This is a genomic window from Streptomyces sp. LaBMicrA B280, from assembly GCF_049222185.1.
GTDB lineage: Bacteria > Actinomycetota > Actinomycetes > Streptomycetales > Streptomycetaceae > Streptomyces > Streptomyces murinus.
In genome coordinates, this window is the sequence record NZ_JBMJCT010000011.1 from 23,650 (window position 1) to 40,979 (window position 17,330).

A 17,330-nucleotide genomic window follows, 5' to 3' on the forward strand; every position below is an offset into this window, starting at 1 on the left:
CTGTTGTCCTTGGCGAAGCGGTCAGGCGGCGCTCATGCGGCGGCGCAGGCTCGCCGGGCGCAGATCGGTCCACTCGGCGGCGATACGGGTCAGGCACTCCTCCCGGCTGCCGGTGAAGCCGAGGGTGCGCCAGCCGGCCGGGGGTTCGCTGTCGGCCGGCCAGACGGAGCGCTGCTCCTCGTCGTTGACGACGACGGCCCAGGTGGTGACGGCGGTGCTCATCGGGCGTCACCGCCCGGCTTGGTGCCGGAGAACATGAAGAACACCAGCATCATGGAGGCGTCGGGGCGGGCCACGAACTCGTCCATGGCGTCCGCGACGATCTCGCAGGGCCGCTCGGCGGCCGGGTTGACGGAGACCATGGCGTGCGTGCGGGAGCGGATGTCCAGCTGGGGCGCGAGTACGTCCATGCCGACCTCCTCGCTGGAGATGGCGACGGCCTCGACCTTGATGTCGGTGAACCCGGCGTCCCGCATCAGGCCGCCCAGCTCCCGGCCGATCAGCCGGTTGCCGCCGCGGCTGGCCTGCAGCTCGATACGCAGCCGCACCACCTCGTCGAACTCGGGCAGGTCGGGCTGCGGGTGCAGCAGCCCCCACAGGGCGTCGTCGACGTCGATGACGGCGAGCCGGCCGCCGGGGCGCAGCACCCGGTGGGCCTCGGCGAGCACGTCCGGGGTGCCGGGCACGTGCTGGAGGACCAGCCGGGCGTGCACCAGGTCGAAGGAGTCGTCGGGCAGCCCGCTGTCCAGGACCGAGCCCTGCACCAGCCTCAGCTGGTCGGGGCGGGCCGGGGTGAGGTGGCCGCGGGCGTGCTCGATCAGGTCCTCGTTGAGCTCCAGGCAGGTGAGGGTGCCCTGCGGCACCTCCTGGAGCAGCCGCTCGGTGATGTAGCCGGGGCCGGAACCGACCTCCAGCACGTCGGAGGACTCGGTCAGCCCGAACTCGCGCAGGACGCGCAGCTCCTTGTTCCAGGACGCGGCGACCTGCTGGCGCAGCCGGTGGATCTCGTTCTGGGGCGCGTGGTGCTCGCCGGGCTGGTAGTAGGAGGACGGGCGCTCCGGGTCCGCGCCGGGGGTCTGGGCGAGGTCGGCGGCGGCGGGCGGGGTCACGGTGGTCATGGGTCTTCTTTCCGGGTCGTCGTTCTGGTGGTCGATCGGGACGTACTGGGCCGGGACCGGCGGCTCCGCCGGTCCCGGCGGCCGGTCAGCGGGGTGCCGGCAGATAGCCGGAGGAGGCGAACCAGCGCAGGTAGGTGCGGATCAGGTCCGCGTCGAGCGGCGGGCAGCCGATGCCGGTGCCGGGCAGCAGGGCCCGGGTGGCGTCGTCGGCGAACCGGACGGCGGTGAAGCCGCCGCCGGCCGGGTCGAAGAGGCTGAGCAGCGGGTACGCCGCGTTGTCCGGGTCGGCCTGGATCCGCGCGACCCAGTCCACGAGCGGGAGTTCGTCCAGTCGGTAGCCGAAGTCCCTTACCCGGCCGAGGAGTTCGACCAGCGACACGGGGCGGGTGTTGACCTGGTGGTGGATGCCGCCGAGCGCCTCGGGCCGCTGGGCGACGGCGACGATCGCGCGGGCCACGTAGTCGACGGGCACCAGGTCGGCCTCCGCGGTCAGCCCGGCCGGGGCGGCCCCCGCCTGGACGCAGCCCTTGACCACCCGCCACAGCAGATCGTCGCTCTGGCAGGCGCCCGTGGCCGTGTGCCCGGCGATCCGGCCGGGCCGGTGCACGGTGACCGGCACGCCGCGCTCCCGGGCGACGGCGATGAGCTGCTCGGCGACCCACTTGCTCTGTGTGTAGCCCTGGCGCAGCAGTTCGGGCGGCCCGGCCACGGCGGTCTCGGTGACCGGGGCCCCGTCGGCCGGGGGCCCGGCGAACACGCCGACCGTGGACACATGGTGGACGGCGGCCCGACCGGAGGCGGTGGCCAGGCGCAGCACCTCGCGGGTGCCGTCGACGGTGGCGGCGCGCAGCTCCTCGTACGGCAGCACCAGATTCACGGCGGCGCCGCAGTGGTAGATCGCGTCGATCCGGCCGGCCAGCGCCCGGTAGGTGTCGTCGTCCAGGCCGAGCCGGGGCGCGGCCAGATCGCCGGTCACCACGCGGACCCGGTCGGCGCGAGCGGGGTCCCACAGGCCGTAGCCGGACAGCGTCTTCTCCAGCCGCCGTCGCGCGCTCACCTCGTCCTCGGCCCGCACCAGGCAGTGCACGGTGGCTCCGGTGGCGCGCAGCAGCTCGTCCAGGAGGAAGGCGCCGAGGAATCCGGTGGCGCCGGTGAGCAGGACGTCCCGGACGCCTCCCGGCCGCTCCGGGGCGGGATAGCCCGCGATGCCGACGCCGAGGTGGATGTCGGCGCGCATGGCTGCGACGGGTGCGGCGGCCGGGGCGCCGGCACCGGCCTGGTCCAGGACCGCGGCGATCCCGGCGACGGTCGGCTCGGCGAACAGCACCCGCAGCGGCAGTTCGGTGGCGAACTCCTCGCGCAGCCGGAACACCAGCCGGGTCGCCAGCAGCGAGTGGCCGCCCAGGTCGAAGAAGTTGTCGTCGGCGCCGACCGCGTCCAGGCCGAGCAGTTCCCGCCAGACGGCGGCGACCCGCTCCTCGGTGGAGGTGCGCGGGGCGGTGAACGCGGTCCCGGCCGCCGTACGGACCGGCTCGGGCACCGGGAGCCGCTTGCGGTCCACCTTGCCGTTGACGGTCAGCGGCAGCGCGTCCAGCACCACCACGGCGGCGGGCACCATGTAGGCGGGCAGCCGGTCGGCGACGTGTGCGCGCAGCAGCGCGGCCGTCTCCTCGGGATCCGCACCGGCGCGGGCGTCGGGCTCCAGGGTGACGTAGCCGTACAGGCGCGGTTCGCCGTCGCCGCCGGGCCCCGGCCGGACGACCGCCGCGTGCACGTCCTCGTGGTCGAGCAGGGCGGCCTCGATCTCACCGGTCTCGATGCGGTAGCCGCGGATCTTCACCTGGTGGTCGGCCCGGCCGACGTACTCGAACTCGCCGCGCGCGGTGAGCCGGGCCAGGTCGCCGCTCTTGTACAGGCGCGCGCCGGGCCGGCTGTCGAAGGGGTGCGGCACGAACCGGTCGGCGGTCTTGTACGGGTCGCCGAAGTAGCAGCGGGCGAGTCCGGGACCGCCCACGTACAGCTCGCCGGTGACGCCGATCGGGACCGGCTGGAGCCGCTCGTCCAGGGCGTACAGCTCGGTGTCGGGCATCGGCCGGCCGATCGGGCTGCGCCGGTTGAGACGGACGTCCTGGAGGGTCATCTCGCGGATGGTGACGTGGATGGTCTCGGTGATGCCGTACATGTTCACCAGGCGCGGCGAGCGGTCGCCGTGCCGCTCGAACCAGCTGGCCAGGGTGCCGGACTCCAGCGCCTCGCCACCGAAGATGATGGCGCGCAGCGGCAGTTCGTCCGGTTCGTGCCGGGCGTCGACGGCGGCGAAGTGCACGAACGCGGACGGCGTCTGGTTGAGGACGGTGACGCCCTCCTCGCGCACCAGGGCGTAGTACGCCTCGGGGTCGCGGGCGGTCTCCACGGGTACGACGATCAGTCGGCCGCCGTGCAGCCACGCGCCCCACATCTCCACCACGGAGACGTCGAAGGCGTAGGAGTGCAGCATCGGCCACACGTCGTGCTCGTCGAAGTCGTAGGCGGGGGTGGCGGTCATCGCGGCGAACATCCGGGCCACGGTGGCGTGGCTGACCTGGACGCCCTTGGGGGTGCCGGTGGAGCCGGAGGTGTAGATGACGTAGGCCGCGTTGTCCGGGGCGAGCGGTGCGGGGTCGCGCTCGGGCACCGGTCCTGCCGGGTCGGGGAACGGCAGCTCCGGCCGGTCCAGCACCAGCAGATGGCCGTCGTACCCGGGCAGTTCCGCACGCAGCGAGGCGTGGGTGATCAGCACGTGCGGGGTGGCGTCGGCGAGGATGCGGGCGAGCCGCGCGGCCGGGTACAGCGGGTCCATCGGGACGTACTGGCCGCCCGCCTTGAACACGCCCAGGATCGCGACGGCGGTGTCCGGCGAGCGTTCCAGGAACAGGCCCACCCGGGTCTCGCGGCCGACACCGGCGGCGCGCAGCCGGACCGCGAGCGCCTCGGCGCGGGCGTCCAGCTCGGCGTAGCTGAGGTGCTCGCCGCGGCAGCTGAGGGCGATGGCGTCGGGCCGCCGCCGGGCGTGCCGGGCGAACGTCTCGTGCAGACACTCGGTAACCGGGAACTCCGCGGTGTGCCGCCCCAGTTCGAGGACCTGGCGGCGCTCGGTGCCGCTCAGCAGCGGCAGCCGGGACAGCGGGGTCTGCGGCGCCTCGACGGCGCCTTCGAGAAGGGTGACGTAGCGGTCGACCATCCGCTCGGCGGTGCCGCGTTCGAACAGGTCGCTGTCGTACTCCAGGGTGGCCGCCCAGCCCTCGGCCCGCCGGCCGACGATCAGCTGGAGGTCGAAGCGGGAGGTGCCGTTGTGCGTCTCGACGGTCCGCACGCTCAGACCGGGCAGTTCCAGGGTGCTGGTGGTGGCGTTCTGCAGCACGAACATGGTGCCGAACAACGGGGTGAGGTGGCTGCCCCGGTCCGGCCGCAGGTCCTCGACGATCCTCTCGAACGGCGTCGCCTGGTGGGCGTAGGCGCCCAGCGCGGTGGCCCGGACCCGGCGCACCAGGGTGGTGAAGTCGGGGTCGCCCGTCAGGTCCAGGCGCAGCGGCAGGGTGTTGACGAAGAGCCCGATGAGTTCCTCGGTGTCCAGGTCGGTGCGGCCGGCGATCGGGGTGCCGACCAGGATCTCCTCGTCGCCGGTGCAGCGCCGCAGCAGGGCGGCGTAGGCGGCGAGCAGCACCATGTAGGGCGTGACACCGCGTGACTTGGCGAGGGCGCCGACCCGTTCCACGAGCGCGTCGGGCAGGGCGCGCCGCACCCGGGCGCCACGGTAGCCGGGCTCCTCGGGGCGGGGGTGGTCGGTGGGCAGTTCCAGGGTGGGCAGCGCCCCGGAGAGCCGGTCGCGCCAGTAGTCGAGGTCACCGGCCGGCTCGCCGGCGTCGAGGCGGGCGCGCTGGACGCGGGCGAACTCGGCGTAGCGCACGGCGGGCGGGCCCGGCTCGGGCTCGTCGGCGCCGGTGACAAGCCGGGTGTAGGCGGCGCTGAACTCGCGCACCAGGATGTCCAGGGACCAGCCGTCGCACACGATGTGGTGGACCGTCACGGACAGTACGTGGTCCTCGTCGCCGAGCCGGGCCACGGCGGCGCGCAGCAGCGGGGGCCGGTCGAGCGCGAAGGGGCGGGTGGCCTGCTCGCGCAGCCATTCGGCGAGGGTCCCCGCAACTCCGGTGGTGAAGTCCGTGAGCGGCACGTCGACCTCGGCCGCCTCGGCGGGGCGCACGGTCTGCCCGGGGCTGCCCTCGCGGACCCCGAAGGCGGTGCGCAGGGTGTCGTGGCGGCGCACCACGGCCCGGAACGCGCCGCGCACGGCGTCCAGGTCGAGTCGTCCGGTGAGCCGTACGGCCAGCGGGATGTTCTGCAGCGCGGTGCCCGGCACCAGTTCTTCCATGAACCACATGCGCTGCTGGGCGAAGGACAGCGGTTCGAAGGTGCCGGGCCCGCCGGTGGCCGGCGGGGCCGTCGTCTCGGTGATCTCGGTGGTCACTGTTGCACCGCCTCGGCAGTGTCGTGGGTCTGGGCGCGGACGGCCAGTTCCGCCATCCGCCGTACGGTCGGTTCGTCCAGGAACTCCTCCAGCGGCAGCTCGGCACCGAAGTGCCGGCTCGCCCGGGAGATCAGCTGGGAGGCGTTCAGGGAGTCGCCGCCGAGCATGAACAGGTCGTCGTCGGGGCCGATGCCTTCGATGCCGAGCAGTTCCTGCCAGAGGGCGGCGACGCGCGTGGCGGGGTCGCCGGGGGTGCCGCCGTCCGGGACGGGGTGCTCCGGGGCGGGTCCGGCCGGGGCGGTACCGCTCGCCGTCGCACCGGCCGGGCGCGGTCCGGTGGCCGGCTCCGGGCGGTCGTGGGGCGGCCAGATCGGAAGAGCGAGGCCATCGGCGCCACGCTGTCCAACGCGGTGCCGATCGTGCTGATCACCGCGGTCGTGATGGTGCTCGGCCTGTTCATCCTCGGCGTGGTCACCCACACCCTGGCCCGCCAGCTCGGCGGCGCAGCATCGGGTGACCGGGCAGGTCCGCCACCCGGGGCCGGGCGTCCGGTGTGCCGGTGTCGCCCGGCGCGTCGGGCAGTTCGACCGGGACGCCGCGCGTCCACGCCTGGCCCAGGGCACCCAGCAGATACCGCCGGTCGGAGCCTTGCTGCCGGGCGCCGCGCAGCACGGTCACGGGCCGTACGGCGGGCCCGGCGACCTGGGCGGCGAACCGGCCCAGCGCCCGGCCGGGGCCCAGCTCCAGGAGTACGGCGTCCGGGGTGGCGGCCAGCAGCTCGCTCACCCCGTCGCCGAACCGCACGGCGGCACGGGCCTGGCGGGCCCAGTACGCGGGGCTGGTGGCCTCGGTGTCGGTGATCCAGGTGCCGGTGACGTCGGATATGAACGGGATGTCCGGGGTGCGCAGCGGCACCCGGGCGACCAGTTCGGCGAACGGCCCGGTCATCGGGTCGAGCATCGCCGAGTGGAAGGCGTGCGAGGTGTCCAGTCGGCGGGTCTGCACCCCGCGTCCGGCCAGTCGTGCCTCCACCGCGCGCACCGCCTCCTCGGTGCCGGACAGGACACAGCGCCGGGGCGCGTTGAGCGCGGCGATGCCGAGATGCGGCCCGGTCAGTTCGGTGGCCTCGGTCTCGCTCAGCTCCACCGCGAGCATGGCGCCGCGCGGCAGCTCCGCCATCAGCCGCCCGCGGGCCGCGACCAGCCGCACCGCGTCGGGCAGGGTGAACACCCCGGCCAGACAGGCGGCCGTCCACTCCCCCAGGCTGTGCCCCAGCAGGGCGACCGGGTGCGCGCCGCGCGCCTGCCACCAGCGGGCCAGCGCGTACTCGACGGCGAACAGCGCGGGCTGCGCCAGCCGGGTGTCCACCAGCGGGTCGGCGGTGCCCTCGGCGGCGGGCGGGTCCAGCAGGGCGCGCAGCTCGATGCCCTCGGCGGCCAGCAGCGCGCCGACCTCGTCGAGGTGGCGGGCGAACTCCGGCTCGGTGCGCAGCAGTCCGGCGGCCATGCCCTGGTACTGGGTGCCCTGGCCGGGGAAGAGGAAGGCGACCGGGGCCGTGCCGCGCGCGTGCTCCGCGGCGGCCCGGCGCAGGGCGTCGGCGGCCTCGGCGGGGCCCTTTGCGACCACGGCGGCGCGGTGCGGGAAGCGGCGGCGCCGGTGGGCGAGGGTATGGGCGACGTCCCGCAGGTTCCGGCCGTCCCCCGCCGCCGCCTGCCCGGCGGCCGGCGCGAGGGCGTCGGCGAGCCCGGAGACGGCCCGGCTCAGCGCCTCCTCGCTGTGCGCGGAGACCACGAGGAGCTGCTCGCCGCCGCACTCGGCGGCCCGCGCGCACGGCGGCCGCGGCGGCTCCTCCAGCACCACATGGGCGTTGGTGCCGCCCACGCCGAAGGAGCTGACCCCGGCCCGGCGCGGGCCCTCGCCGGCCGGCCAGGGGGTGAGCCGGTCGACCACGGCGAACGGCGACTTCTCGTTCGTGCGGGGGTTGCGCCGCCGGTAGTGCAGGCTCGCCGGGAGCAGGCCCTCGCGCACCGCGAGCACGGTCTTGATCAGGCCGATGACGCCCGAAGCGGCGTTCAGGTGACCGATGTTGGTCTTCACGGAGCCGACCGGGACCGACTCGGGCGCCATCCCGTGCGGGGCGAACACCTCGTCCAGCGCCGCCAGTTCGACCGGGTCACCGATGGCGGTGCCGGTGCCGTGCGCCTCGATGTAGCCGATGGTGGCGGGGCTGACCCCGGCCGTCGAGTAGGCGTCGTGCAGCACCTGGACCTGGCCGTCGACGCTGGGCGCGGTGTAACCGGTCTTGCGGGCACCGTCGTTGTTCACGGCCGCGCCCAGGATCACCGCGTGCACCCGGTCGCCGTCGGCGAGGGCGTCGGAGAGCCGCTTGAGCGCGACCACGCCGACCCCGCTGCCGAAGACGGTGCCCGCGGCGTCGGCGTCGAAGGCCCGGCAGTATCCGTCCGGGGACTGGATGCCGCCGGTCTCGTGGACGTATCCCCAGTCCTGCGGCAGTTTCAGGGAGGCACCGCCGGCCAGCGCGAGGTCGCACTGGTAGTCCAGCAGGGCGCGGGCCGCCTCGGCGACCGCCACCAGCGAGGTGGAGCAGGCGGTCTGCACGGTGACGGCCGGTCCGGTCAGACCGAGCCGGTGGGCGACGCGGCTGGTCAGGTAGTCCTTGTCATTGCCGTGCAGCAGGGCCGCCGGGTACTCGCCGAGCAGCTTGTCCCGGTCGAGTCCGGGCAGCACGTTGAGCACCAGGTAGGAGTTGAAGGAGGTACCGCCCCACACCCCGATCCGGCCCTCGGCCCGCTCCGGGTCGCAGCCGGCGTCCTCCAGGGCCGCCCAGCACTGTTCCAGGAACAGCCGGTGCTGCGGGTCGGCGAGCTCCGCCTCGCGCGGTGTCATGCCGAAGAACCGGGCGTCGAAGTCCTCCGCACCGCGCAGCGGGGCGACGGCCGGGACATAGCCCTCCGGCGCGTCCTGCCGTACGGCGGTGCGCTCGATGGACTCGACCCCGTGTGTCAGGTTGCCCCAGAACCCGGCCACGTCGTCCGCGCCCGGGACCCGGCAGGCCAGGCCCACGACCGCGATCCGCTCGATGTCCTCGGACCCACCGGACTCCGCGTGCTCCGAGTGCTCCTCGTACTCCTCCATGGTCTTTCTCGGTCCCCCCGGTTCAGCCATCAGTCCGTCCCTTTCTCATGCGGCGGCGCCGGTCGGCGGCCCGGCGGGCCCGCTCGTCCGCCTCCCGGCGCGGGGCGTCCGCCCGTGGCACGGCCCTCGCGGCGGTGTCCGGGGCGCCGGTGAGGCCGTCCAGGTGGCGGGCGAGCGCGGCGAGCGTGGTGTGCCGCATCAGGTCCACCACCGGTACGTCCACGCCGAGTTCGGCGCGCAGCCGCAGTTGCAGCGCCACGAGTTGCAGCGAGTGGCCGCCGCGGCCGAAGAAGGTGTCGTCGGGGCCGATGTCCTCGGCGCCGAGCAGTTCCCGCCACAGGTCGCGCATCCGCCGCTCGGTGCCGGTCGCCGGGCGGCGCGCCGGTGCGGGGGTGGCCGCGGTGCGGGCCCGGGCGTGCAGCGCGGCCACGTCGGCCTTGCCGTTGGCGGTCAGCGGGATCGCGTCGACCGGGTCGACACGGGCCGGTACCGCGGCGGCGGGCAGCCGGTCGGCGAGATGGGCCCGCAGCTCCTCCCCGGTGACCGGACGGCCGGTGACCGCCCACGCGGCCAGCAGGGTCTCGCCGGTCGCGTCCCGGACCGCGGTGACCACGGCGTCGGTGACGGCGGGGTGTGCCCGCAGGACGTGCTCGACACCGGCCGGGTCGACGCGGTGGCCGCGCACCTTGACCTGCCGGTCGGCGCGGCCCGCGAACACCACGGTGCCGTCGGTCCGGTGGCGGCCCAGGTCACCGGTGCGGTACAGCCGTACACCCGGCCGACCGGCCGGATCCGCGGCGAACCGGCCCTCAGGGTCGCCGTCCAGATAACCGTCCGCGAGGTACGGCGAGCGAACCACGATCTCGCCCAGTTCCCCGGCGGCGGCCGGCGTGGTGCCGCGCAGCACGAGGAGCTGGGTACCGTCGACGCCGCGGCCCAGCGGCACGGACTCGTCCGGGGCCGTCTCGCCGACCGGGTGCCAGGCGGGGGCCTGCGGGGTCTCGGTGGCGCCGTAGAAACCGACGAGCCGGACATCGGGGGCGAGCCTGCGCAGCACGGCCGTCTCACGGCCGCCGAGGACGTCACCGCCGAGGAACGCGTACCGCAGATCGGGCAGGCAGCCGTCGCCGAGCCCGCTCAGGAAGCGCACGGTCGGCGGGGTCAGGTGCAGCACCGTGATCCGCTCCCGGCGCAGCCACGCCCCGTACGCCTCGGGCGTCGCCAGATCACCGGCGCCGGGGATGTGCAGCCGGGCGCCGAGTACCAGCGGCACGAACAGGTCGCGCAGCAACGGGTCGTGGCTGAGGCCGGAGGACAGCGCGAACCGGTCACCCGCCGTGACGTCGAAGGTGGCGGTGTACCAGTCGGCGAAGTGGGCCAGCGGACCGTGCGGGCCGACGACCCCCTTGGGCGTTCCGGTGGTTCCGGAGGTGAAGGCCACGTACGCGGTGTCCGCCGGGTGGGCCGGGACGTCCGCGGCCGGCGCGGGGCGCGGCGCGGGGCCCGCGCCGGAGCGGCGCGGCCGGGTCGGGCAGCGCGGCGCCGCGGGGCGCGTCCGTACCGGCCGGGGTCCGCTCCGGGTCGGTGGCGGCGGCGCTCAGCAGCGCCTCGAACTGGTCGAGGAAGGCGGCGATCGTCGGGGCGTCGAACAGCGCGGCGTCGTAGACCAGGTCCAGGCCGAGCGAGCCGTCGGCGGCGGGCTTGACGTACAGGGTCAGGTCGAAGCGGGCGGCGAGGTCCTCGCTCTCCACCAGCCGGGTCCGCAGGCCCGGCACCGGCGGCAGCGAGTCGTCCAGGTTGAGCATGTTGAACAGCACCTGGAAGACCGGCGTGCGGCGAGTGTCACGGGCGACGGACAGCCGCTCCACGATCCGCTCGAACGGCACCGCCTGGTGCGCGTCGGCGTCCAGGGCACCGCGCCGTACCCGGTGCAGCAGCTCCCGGAAGGAGGGCGCGCCGGACAGGTCGGTACGCACCGGCACGGTGTTGACGTACAGGCCGACACCGTCCTCCAGGTCCCGGCGCACCCGGCCGGCCACGGGCATGCCGACCACGATGTCGTCCTGCCCGGACCAGCGGGCGAGCAGCGCCTTGTACCCCGTCAGCAGGGCCATGGACAGGGAGGCGCCCTCCGCGCCGGCCAGGGCGCCGAGCCGTCCGGCCAGGGGGGCGCCGAGGGTGCGGCGGGTCCGGGCGGCCGGTCGCACGGCCTGGTCACGGCGGGGCCGGTCGGTGGGCAGCGACAGCTCGTCCGGTGCCCCGGCGAGCGCCTTGACCCAGTGCTCCAGCTCGGCCGCGCCCTCGGGGCCGTCCTGCCGGAAGCGCTGCCAGGCGGCGAAGTCCGCGTACTGCACGGGCGGTTCGCCCAGCGGTACGGCCTCGCCCCGCACCCGCGCGGTGTAGCAGGCGGTGAGTTCGCGCACCACGAGCCGCATCGACCAGCCGTCGGCCGCGATGTGGTGCACGGACAGCTGTACGACGTGATGGTCGTCGGCCAGCTTGAGCAACTGGGTGTGCAGCGGGGTGCGGGTGAGATCGAACGGACGGGCGCCGAAGCGCTCGGTGTGCTCGGCGCGGGCGCTCTCGCGGGCGTGCGGCGCGTGTCCGGACAGGTCCACCAGGGGCAGTACGTCCGCCGGGTCGGCTTCGGTGACGACCTGGCGTGGGGTGCCGTCGAGGGTCGTGTAGACCGTGCGGAGCACCTCGTGGCGCCGGATCACGTCATGCAGCGCGGCGCGCAGGGCGTCGGTGTCCGCCGGGCCCTCCAGGTGCAGTTCGCCGGCGATGCGGTAGGCGAGCCCGCCGGGCGACAGCTGCTCGACGAACCACAGCCGGGTCTGCGCGGAGGACAGCGGCAGCCCCTCGGGGCCGCGCGGCAGCACCGGCAGCGGCTCCTGGCTCCCCGGGCCCGGCCCGGCGGTGCCGGACCCGGCGGCGAGGGCGTCGACGCGAGCGGCGAGCGCCGACAGGACGGGCGCGTCGAACAGGTCCCGCAGCGGGAGTTCCACACCGGTGCGCTCCCGCAGCCGGGCGGCGGTCCGCACGGCGAGCAGGGAGTGCCCGCCCAGCTCGAAGAAGTGGGCGTCCGCGCCGATCCGGTCGGTGCCGAGGAGTTCGGCCCACACCTCGGCGACGGCCTTCTCGGTGGGCGTACCCGGCGCGCGCACCGGCGCGTCGGGGTCCTCGGCGAGTTCCTCGGGCGCGGGCAGCAGGGCCCGGTCCACCTTGCCGTTCGGGTTGAGCGGGAAGGCGTCCAGAAGGAACAGATGGGTGGGGATCATCGCGGAGGTGAGCCGCTCGGCGAGATGGGCGCGCAGGGCCGCCACGGTGGCCGCCTCGGGGCCCGAGGGCTCCCGCAGGGCGTAGCCGACCAGGGTCAGCCCCCCGTCCCGGCCGGGCCGGGCCAGCACCACGGACTCGCGCACCCCGGGGTGGCTGTCCAGAGCGTCCTGCACCTCCGCCGGTTCGACCCGGACCCCGCGGATCTTCACCTGGTGGTCGGCGCGGCCCAGGTAGTGCAGCCGGCCGGTGCGATCGAAGCGGACCCGGTCGCCGGTGCGGTAGACGCGGGCGCCCGGCACCGGCGAGAACGGGTGCGGCACATACCGGTCGGCTGTCAGGTCGGGCCGGTTCTGGTAGCCGCGGGTGACCCCGGTGCCGCCCAGGTACAGCTCGCCGACGACACCGGGCGGCACCGGGCGCAGCCCGGCGTCCAGGACGTACAGCTCGGTGCCCGGCAGGGCACGCCCGACGGGCGGTACGCCGCCGTCGGGCACGCAGACCTCGGTGGTGCAGAAGACGGTGATCTCGGTGGGGCCGTAGGCGTTGACGATCCGCCGTCCCGGTGACCAGGCGCGCACCAGGTCGGCGGAGATGGCCTCGCCGACCGAGGTCAGTTCGGTGACCGTGGGCAGGTCGGCGGGGACCATGGCGGCCAGCACCGACGGGGTGGCGCTCAGTGTGGTGATCCGCTCGCGGCACACGGTGTCCGCCAACGGCGGTCCGGGGCGGAGCCGTTCGCGGGGCGCGACGACCAGGGTGGCGCCGGTGGTCAGCGCCATCATCCATTCCCAGGTGCTCACGTCGAAGCTGACGGAGGCGTTCTGCAGCACGCGCCGGCCGGGCCGCGGCGGCATGGCCTCGCGGTGCGCCAGGTCGAAGTCGACCAGGCCGGCGTGCTCCACCATCACTCCCTTGGGCCGGCCGGTGGAGCCGGAGGTGTAGATGACGTAGGCGAGCCGGCCGCCGTCCGGTGCGGGCAGCGCGGGCGCGTCGGCCGGCGGTTCGGGGACGTCGTCCAGGTGCAGCACCGGTACGTCCACGGCGGGCAGCCGGTCCACCACGGCGCGCTGGGCGAGCAGCAGCGCCACGGCGGAGTCCTCGATCATGTACTCCAGGCGCTTGGCCGGGTAGGTCGGGTCCAGCGGGATGTAGGCGCCGCCGGCCATGAGGACGGCGAGCAGTCCGACGAACAGCCGGGGGGTGCCGTCGCCGGTGAGCCCCACCTTGACCTCGGGACCGACCCCGCGCGCCCGCAGCACCAGCGCCAGATCCCTTGCCTGGTCCGCCAGTTGACGGTACGTCAGCTCTTCGTCGCCGCAGGCCACGGCGATCGCGCCGGGGGTGCGGGCGGCCTGCTCCAGGACCAGTTCGTGCACACCCCGATGGGCCGGGGGGACCGCGTCGCCGGGCCTGCTCCACTCGGTGAGCACCTGCCGGCGCTCCTCGGGGGCGAGCATCTCCAGCGTGTCGTGCGGCGCGTCGGGGCGGGCGGCGCAGGCGGCGGCCAGGGCACGGAAGTGCCGGCCGAGCGCCTCGGCGGTGCGCGGCTCGAACAGGTCGACGGCGTAGCGCAGGGAGCAGCTGACCCGTCCGTCGACCTCCTCGGCGAAGACGGCGAGGTCCTGCTCGCTGCCCTGCACCGGCACCGGGTACGGGCGCATCTCCAGGTCGCCGACGGCCAGCCGGGCGCCGGCCGCGCCGGTGGCGAACAGGGACAGTCCCTGCTCGGCCTCGACCGAGGTGGACTCGTAGTAGAAGGCCACGTCGAACAGGCCCGTGCCGGCGCTGCCCTGGGCGACCCGCTCGGCGACCAGCGGGTAGGGGTGGTCCTGGTGCTCCATCGCGTCCAGCGCGGTCTCCCGCACCTGCTCCAGCAGGTCACGGAAGCTCTGCCGCCGCTCGATCCGGGTGCGCAGCACCATCAGGTTGGCGAAGTAGCCGACGACCTCTTCGAAGGCGGGCCGGCCGCGGCCGGTGGCGACCGAGCCGAGCCAGATGTCCTCCTGGCCGGTGTAGCGGTGCATCAGCAGGTTGAAGACGGTGAGGACGGCCGTGTACAGGGTGCCGCCGGTCTCCCGGGCGAGCGCGCGCAGCGCGGCGGTGACGTCCTTGTCCAGGGTGAAGACGTGCACGGCGCTGCGGTGTCCGGGCCGGGCCGGGCGGGCACGGTCGGCCGGCAGCTCCAGCCGGGGGATCTCGCCCGCGGGCCCGGTGTCCAGGGCCTTCGCCCAGTGCGCGGCGCTCGCCCGGCCGCGCGGCCCGGCGACCAGTTCCCGCTGCCAGCTCACGTAGTCCCGGTAGTCGGCGGCGGGCGCGGGCAGCCGGACCGGGCGCCCGGCGCGGACCGCCGGGTACGCCCGCTGGAGGTCGCGCAGCAGCAGCGAGAACGCCCACAGGTCGGCCGCGATGTGATGCGTGCCGATCAGCAGCACCTGCCGGCCGGTCCCGGCGCGCAGCACCTCGCAGCGCAGGAAGGCACCGGCGGCGAGGTCGTAGGGCCGCTCCACGAAGGCGGTCACGGCGGTGTCGAGGCCGTCGTCGGAGCCCTCGCCGAGGTCCCGCTCGGCGAAGTCGAGGGCGATACCGGTGCGCACCCGCTGCACCAGCTCGCCGCCCTCCTGGAGTACGGCGGTGCGCAGCACCGGGTGGTGGTCGAGGATGCCCTGAAGCGCGGTGCGCAGGGCACCGGCGTCCAGCGGGCCGGTGACCTCGGCGGCGAAGCACAGGTTGTAGGCCGGGCTGCCGGGGTGCATCTGGTCGAACAGCCAGAGGGCGCGCTGGCCTTCGGAGACGGGCGCGGTGGGGGGAAGGGGGGCGCGGTCCGCCTGGCGGGTGCCGGTCGGGATGCCGGTGGCCCGGATGGCGGGTGCCTGGGCGGCGTTCGCCCGGGCGCGGCGCAGCAGGGCCTCCTTGAGGAGGGCGCGGCGGGCCTCCGCCGGATCGGTGACCCCTGTGGTGGGCGGTTCCTGGTGTGTCGTCATATCTCACTCGCCGCGTCGTCGGTCAGCCTGCCCAGCAGCGAGTCCACCTCCTCCGGGGAAAGCGCGTCGAGGTCGTCGAGAAGCCGCTCGATGTCCGCGGGATCGTCAAGGTCGAGGGCGGCCCGCGTGGGCACGGCGGTGGCGGGCCCGGCGTCCGGCTCGGCCGTCAGCCAGTCGGACAGGTCCGCGGCCAGGTCGGCCGGCGTGGCCCCGCGCAGCAGTCGTACGACGCTGATCTCGGCGCCGAAGACGGCCGCGACCCGGCGCCGCAGCTCCAGGCCGATGACGGAGTCCACGCCGAGCCGGTTGAGCGGCTTGAGCGCCGGCACCCGGTCCACACCGGTGCGCAGCAGCGCGGCGGACGTCTCGCGCACCCACTCGGTCAGCACGGCGAGCCTGCTGTCGGTGGCGGCGGCCCGCAGCGCCGCCAGGTCGAGGGCGCCGGCCCCGGCCGCCTCGCCCGTCCGGTCCGGGACCGCGGCCTCGCCGTCCGGTCCGGGACCGCGGCCTCGGGGCCCGCGGCCGTCCGGCTCCGCCAGAGCGAACGTCCGATGTGCAGCACGGCCCGCCCGTCGGCGTCCAGCACGGCGGTCCGGGCCGCTCCCGCCCCGTCGCGCCGGACGTGCACGTACGCGGCGGGGCCGCCGTCGTGGCCGGTGATGCCGTGCAGGGCCGTCGGGGCGTGGGCGTCGAGGACCGCGGCGGTGACACGCAGCGCGAGCTCCAGACGGGCGCGCGGTCCGGTACCGCTGCCCGGCCGCAGGCGGACGAGGACGTCGTCACCGTCCTCGGCGGCGGATTCGACGGCGGTGTCCGCGACGTACCGGTGCACGGCACAGCGGGCGGTCAGCTCGGCGAGGTCCGGCAGCGGGGATGCGCAGCCCGGGCCGGCGCCGGGGCGGCCGGCGTCGTGGTGGCCGAAGGCACGGCAGGCCGTGGCGAGGCGGAGCCAGCCGGTGTGCGGGGTGCGGGCGTGGACGGCGACGGTGTCCGCGCCCGGTGCGGCCGGGGTGGCGAGCACCGAGGTGTCCTCCGGCACCAGGTCGTCGGCGCTGTCCCAGGTCACGGTGACCGGACCGGCCGGGTCCAGGGCGGACAGCGCGGCGGCGGCCACCTGCCCGGCGAACTGGGCGGCCCGCCCGCGCAGCGCCGGCCGCGGGGCCAGATCGGAAGAGCGTCCGGCCGCGGGGCCGCGTCGGTGACGGCCGCGAGGAACCGCACCCGGTGCCCGCCGGTGGGCGGCACCGCGCCGGCGCGCCGCAGCTCCCACAGGGTGCGCAGCACGCTCTCCTGCTCGGCGGAGCCGCGTCGCAGTGTCGGCAGCACCAGCGGCGTGATCCCGCGCGCGGCACAGCAGTCGGTGAGGGACGGTCCGAGCGTGGGGTGCGGGCCGACCTCGACGAAGGTGCGGCAGCCCAGCTCCAGCAGGGTGTCGACGGCCTGCGCGAACCGCACCGGCGCGCGCAGGTTGGCGCCCCAGTGGGCGGCGTCCGCGCGGGAGCCGTCGAGCAGCGCCCCGGTGACCGTGGAGACCAGCCGCTCCCCGCAGTCCCGCGGGCGGGCCAGCTCGCGGGCGGCCTCGGTGAACTCGGCGCGCAGCGGCTCCAGGCAGCGGCTGTGGAAGGCGATGTCGCCGCGCAGCACACGGGCGAACACCTCGCGGCCGGTCAGCTCCGCCACGATCGCCTCGACGGTACCGGCGTCCCCGGCGACGAGGGTGGCCCCCGGGGCGTTCCAGGCGGCGATGTCGGCGGCGCCTCCGTACGCCGCGATGAGCGCCTCGGCCTGCTCGGCGGCGACGCCGAGCAGGGCGGTACGGCCGGTGCCCACGGCCTTGCGCATCAGTTCGCCGCGCAGCCGGGCCAGGCGCAGCGCGCCGGGCAGGTCCAGCGCGCCGGCGGCCGCGGCGGCGGCGATCTCACCGAGGCTGTGGCCGACGAAGTGGTCCGCGCGCAGGCCGCGTTCCGCGAGCAGGCGGGCCAGGGCGATCTGCAGCGCCACCAGTGCGGGCTGGAGGACGGCGGGGTCCGCCAGCCGCGACTCCCCTTCGGCCGCGGCGAGTTCGTCGAGCAGGGACCAGTCCGTGCCCGCCCGCAGTACCTCGTCCGCCTCCTGGAGGACCGCCCGCACGGACGGTTCCCGGGCCATGAGGTCGCGCCCCATGCCCAGCCACTGGTTGCCCTGGCCCGAGAAGACCAGGGCGGTGCGGCCCCCGGCGGGGCCGTGCGGTGCGTCGGCCGCCACCCTCACGTGGCCGGCCGGAGTCGTCGTAGTCACCGGTACGCT

General features: G+C 75.5%; 10 protein-coding genes and 1 pseudogene. 1 reads left to right on the forward strand and 10 read right to left on the reverse strand.

What is annotated here, in order from left to right; translation table 11 throughout:
- Nucleotides 1-21: 21 nt before the first annotated feature.
- The 4 genes from ACLF5H_RS10365 to ACLF5H_RS10380 form a co-directional block, all read right to left on the reverse strand.
- The gene (locus ACLF5H_RS10365; protein ID WP_421675766.1) at nucleotides 22-222 is read right to left on the reverse strand and encodes an MbtH family protein; all 201 of its coding nucleotides are present in this window, start codon (nucleotides 220-222) and stop codon (nucleotides 22-24) included.
- Entirely contained in the window at nucleotides 219-1,118 is a 900-nt protein-coding gene (locus ACLF5H_RS10370; protein WP_421675767.1) for a class I SAM-dependent methyltransferase, read from the reverse strand. The genes ACLF5H_RS10365 and ACLF5H_RS10370 overlap by 4 nt, the downstream gene beginning before the upstream one ends.
- 85 nt (nucleotides 1,119-1,203) lie before the next feature.
- Complete coding sequence (locus tag ACLF5H_RS10375; protein WP_421675768.1) at nucleotides 1,204-5,625, reverse strand: non-ribosomal peptide synthetase; 4,422 nt, start codon at nucleotides 5,623-5,625, stop codon at nucleotides 1,204-1,206.
- On the reverse strand, nucleotides 5,622-5,996 hold the full coding sequence (locus ACLF5H_RS10380; protein WP_421676174.1) for an acyl carrier protein: 375 nt from the start codon (nucleotides 5,994-5,996) through the stop codon (nucleotides 5,622-5,624). Before ACLF5H_RS10380 ends, ACLF5H_RS10375 begins: the two co-directional genes overlap by 4 nt.
- Between ACLF5H_RS10380 and ACLF5H_RS10385 the strand changes: the two are divergent.
- A pseudogene (locus ACLF5H_RS10385) lies at nucleotides 5,970-6,128 on the forward strand (YIP1 family protein); the annotation flags it as partial. The gene ACLF5H_RS10380 and the pseudogene ACLF5H_RS10385 overlap by 27 nt on opposite strands.
- On the opposite strand, the gene ACLF5H_RS10390 reads toward ACLF5H_RS10385, so the two are convergent.
- Genes ACLF5H_RS10390 through ACLF5H_RS10415 form a run of 6 tightly spaced genes read right to left on the reverse strand, consistent with a single transcriptional unit; the run spans nucleotide 6,097 to nucleotide 17,321 of the window.
- The gene (locus ACLF5H_RS10390; protein ID WP_421675769.1) at nucleotides 6,097-8,811 is read right to left on the reverse strand and encodes a type I polyketide synthase; all 2,715 of its coding nucleotides are present in this window, start codon (nucleotides 8,809-8,811) and stop codon (nucleotides 6,097-6,099) included. The pseudogene ACLF5H_RS10385 and the gene ACLF5H_RS10390 sit on opposite strands and share 32 nt — an antisense overlap.
- Nucleotides 8,804-10,222, reverse strand: a complete 1,419-nt coding sequence (locus ACLF5H_RS10395) for a non-ribosomal peptide synthetase (RefSeq protein ID WP_421675770.1) — start codon at nucleotides 10,220-10,222, stop codon at nucleotides 8,804-8,806. Before ACLF5H_RS10395 ends, ACLF5H_RS10390 begins: the two co-directional genes overlap by 8 nt.
- Complete coding sequence (locus ACLF5H_RS10400) at nucleotides 10,110-15,044, reverse strand: amino acid adenylation domain-containing protein (RefSeq protein ID WP_421675771.1); 4,935 nt, start codon at nucleotides 15,042-15,044, stop codon at nucleotides 10,110-10,112. The genes ACLF5H_RS10395 and ACLF5H_RS10400 overlap by 113 nt, the downstream gene beginning before the upstream one ends.
- Nucleotides 15,041-15,433 (reverse strand): acyl carrier protein, encoded by a 393-nt coding sequence (locus tag ACLF5H_RS10405; RefSeq protein ID WP_421675772.1) that lies wholly within the window; start codon nucleotides 15,431-15,433, stop codon nucleotides 15,041-15,043. The genes ACLF5H_RS10400 and ACLF5H_RS10405 overlap by 4 nt, the downstream gene beginning before the upstream one ends.
- Nucleotides 15,427-16,158: a hypothetical protein gene (locus ACLF5H_RS10410; RefSeq protein ID WP_421675773.1), complete on the reverse strand. Its 732-nt coding sequence runs from the start codon at nucleotides 16,156-16,158 to the stop codon at nucleotides 15,427-15,429. The genes ACLF5H_RS10405 and ACLF5H_RS10410 overlap by 7 nt, the downstream gene beginning before the upstream one ends.
- A complete protein-coding gene (locus ACLF5H_RS10415; RefSeq protein WP_421675774.1) occupies nucleotides 16,107-17,321 on the reverse strand; it encodes an acyltransferase domain-containing protein in 1,215 nt (404 codons plus the stop codon). Before ACLF5H_RS10415 ends, ACLF5H_RS10410 begins: the two co-directional genes overlap by 52 nt.
- Between the last annotated feature and the right edge of the window lie 9 nt (nucleotides 17,322-17,330).

What these genes read in the sequence shown, in the direction of transcription:
- ACLF5H_RS10365 (WP_421675766.1), bottom strand. Translation starts at nt 222, where the DNA reads ATGAGCACCGCCGTCACCACCTGGGCCGTCGTCGTCAACGACGAGGAG.
- ACLF5H_RS10370 (WP_421675767.1), bottom strand. Translation starts at nt 1,118, where the DNA reads ATGACCACCGTGACCCCGCCCGCCGCCGCCGACCTCGCCCAGACCCCC.
- ACLF5H_RS10390 (WP_421675769.1), bottom strand. Translation starts at nt 8,811, where the DNA reads ATGGCTGAACCGGGGGGACCGAGAAAGACCATGGAGGAGTACGAGGAG.
- ACLF5H_RS10400 (WP_421675771.1), bottom strand. Translation starts at nt 15,044, where the DNA reads ATGACGACACACCAGGAACCGCCCACCACAGGGGTCACCGATCCGGCG.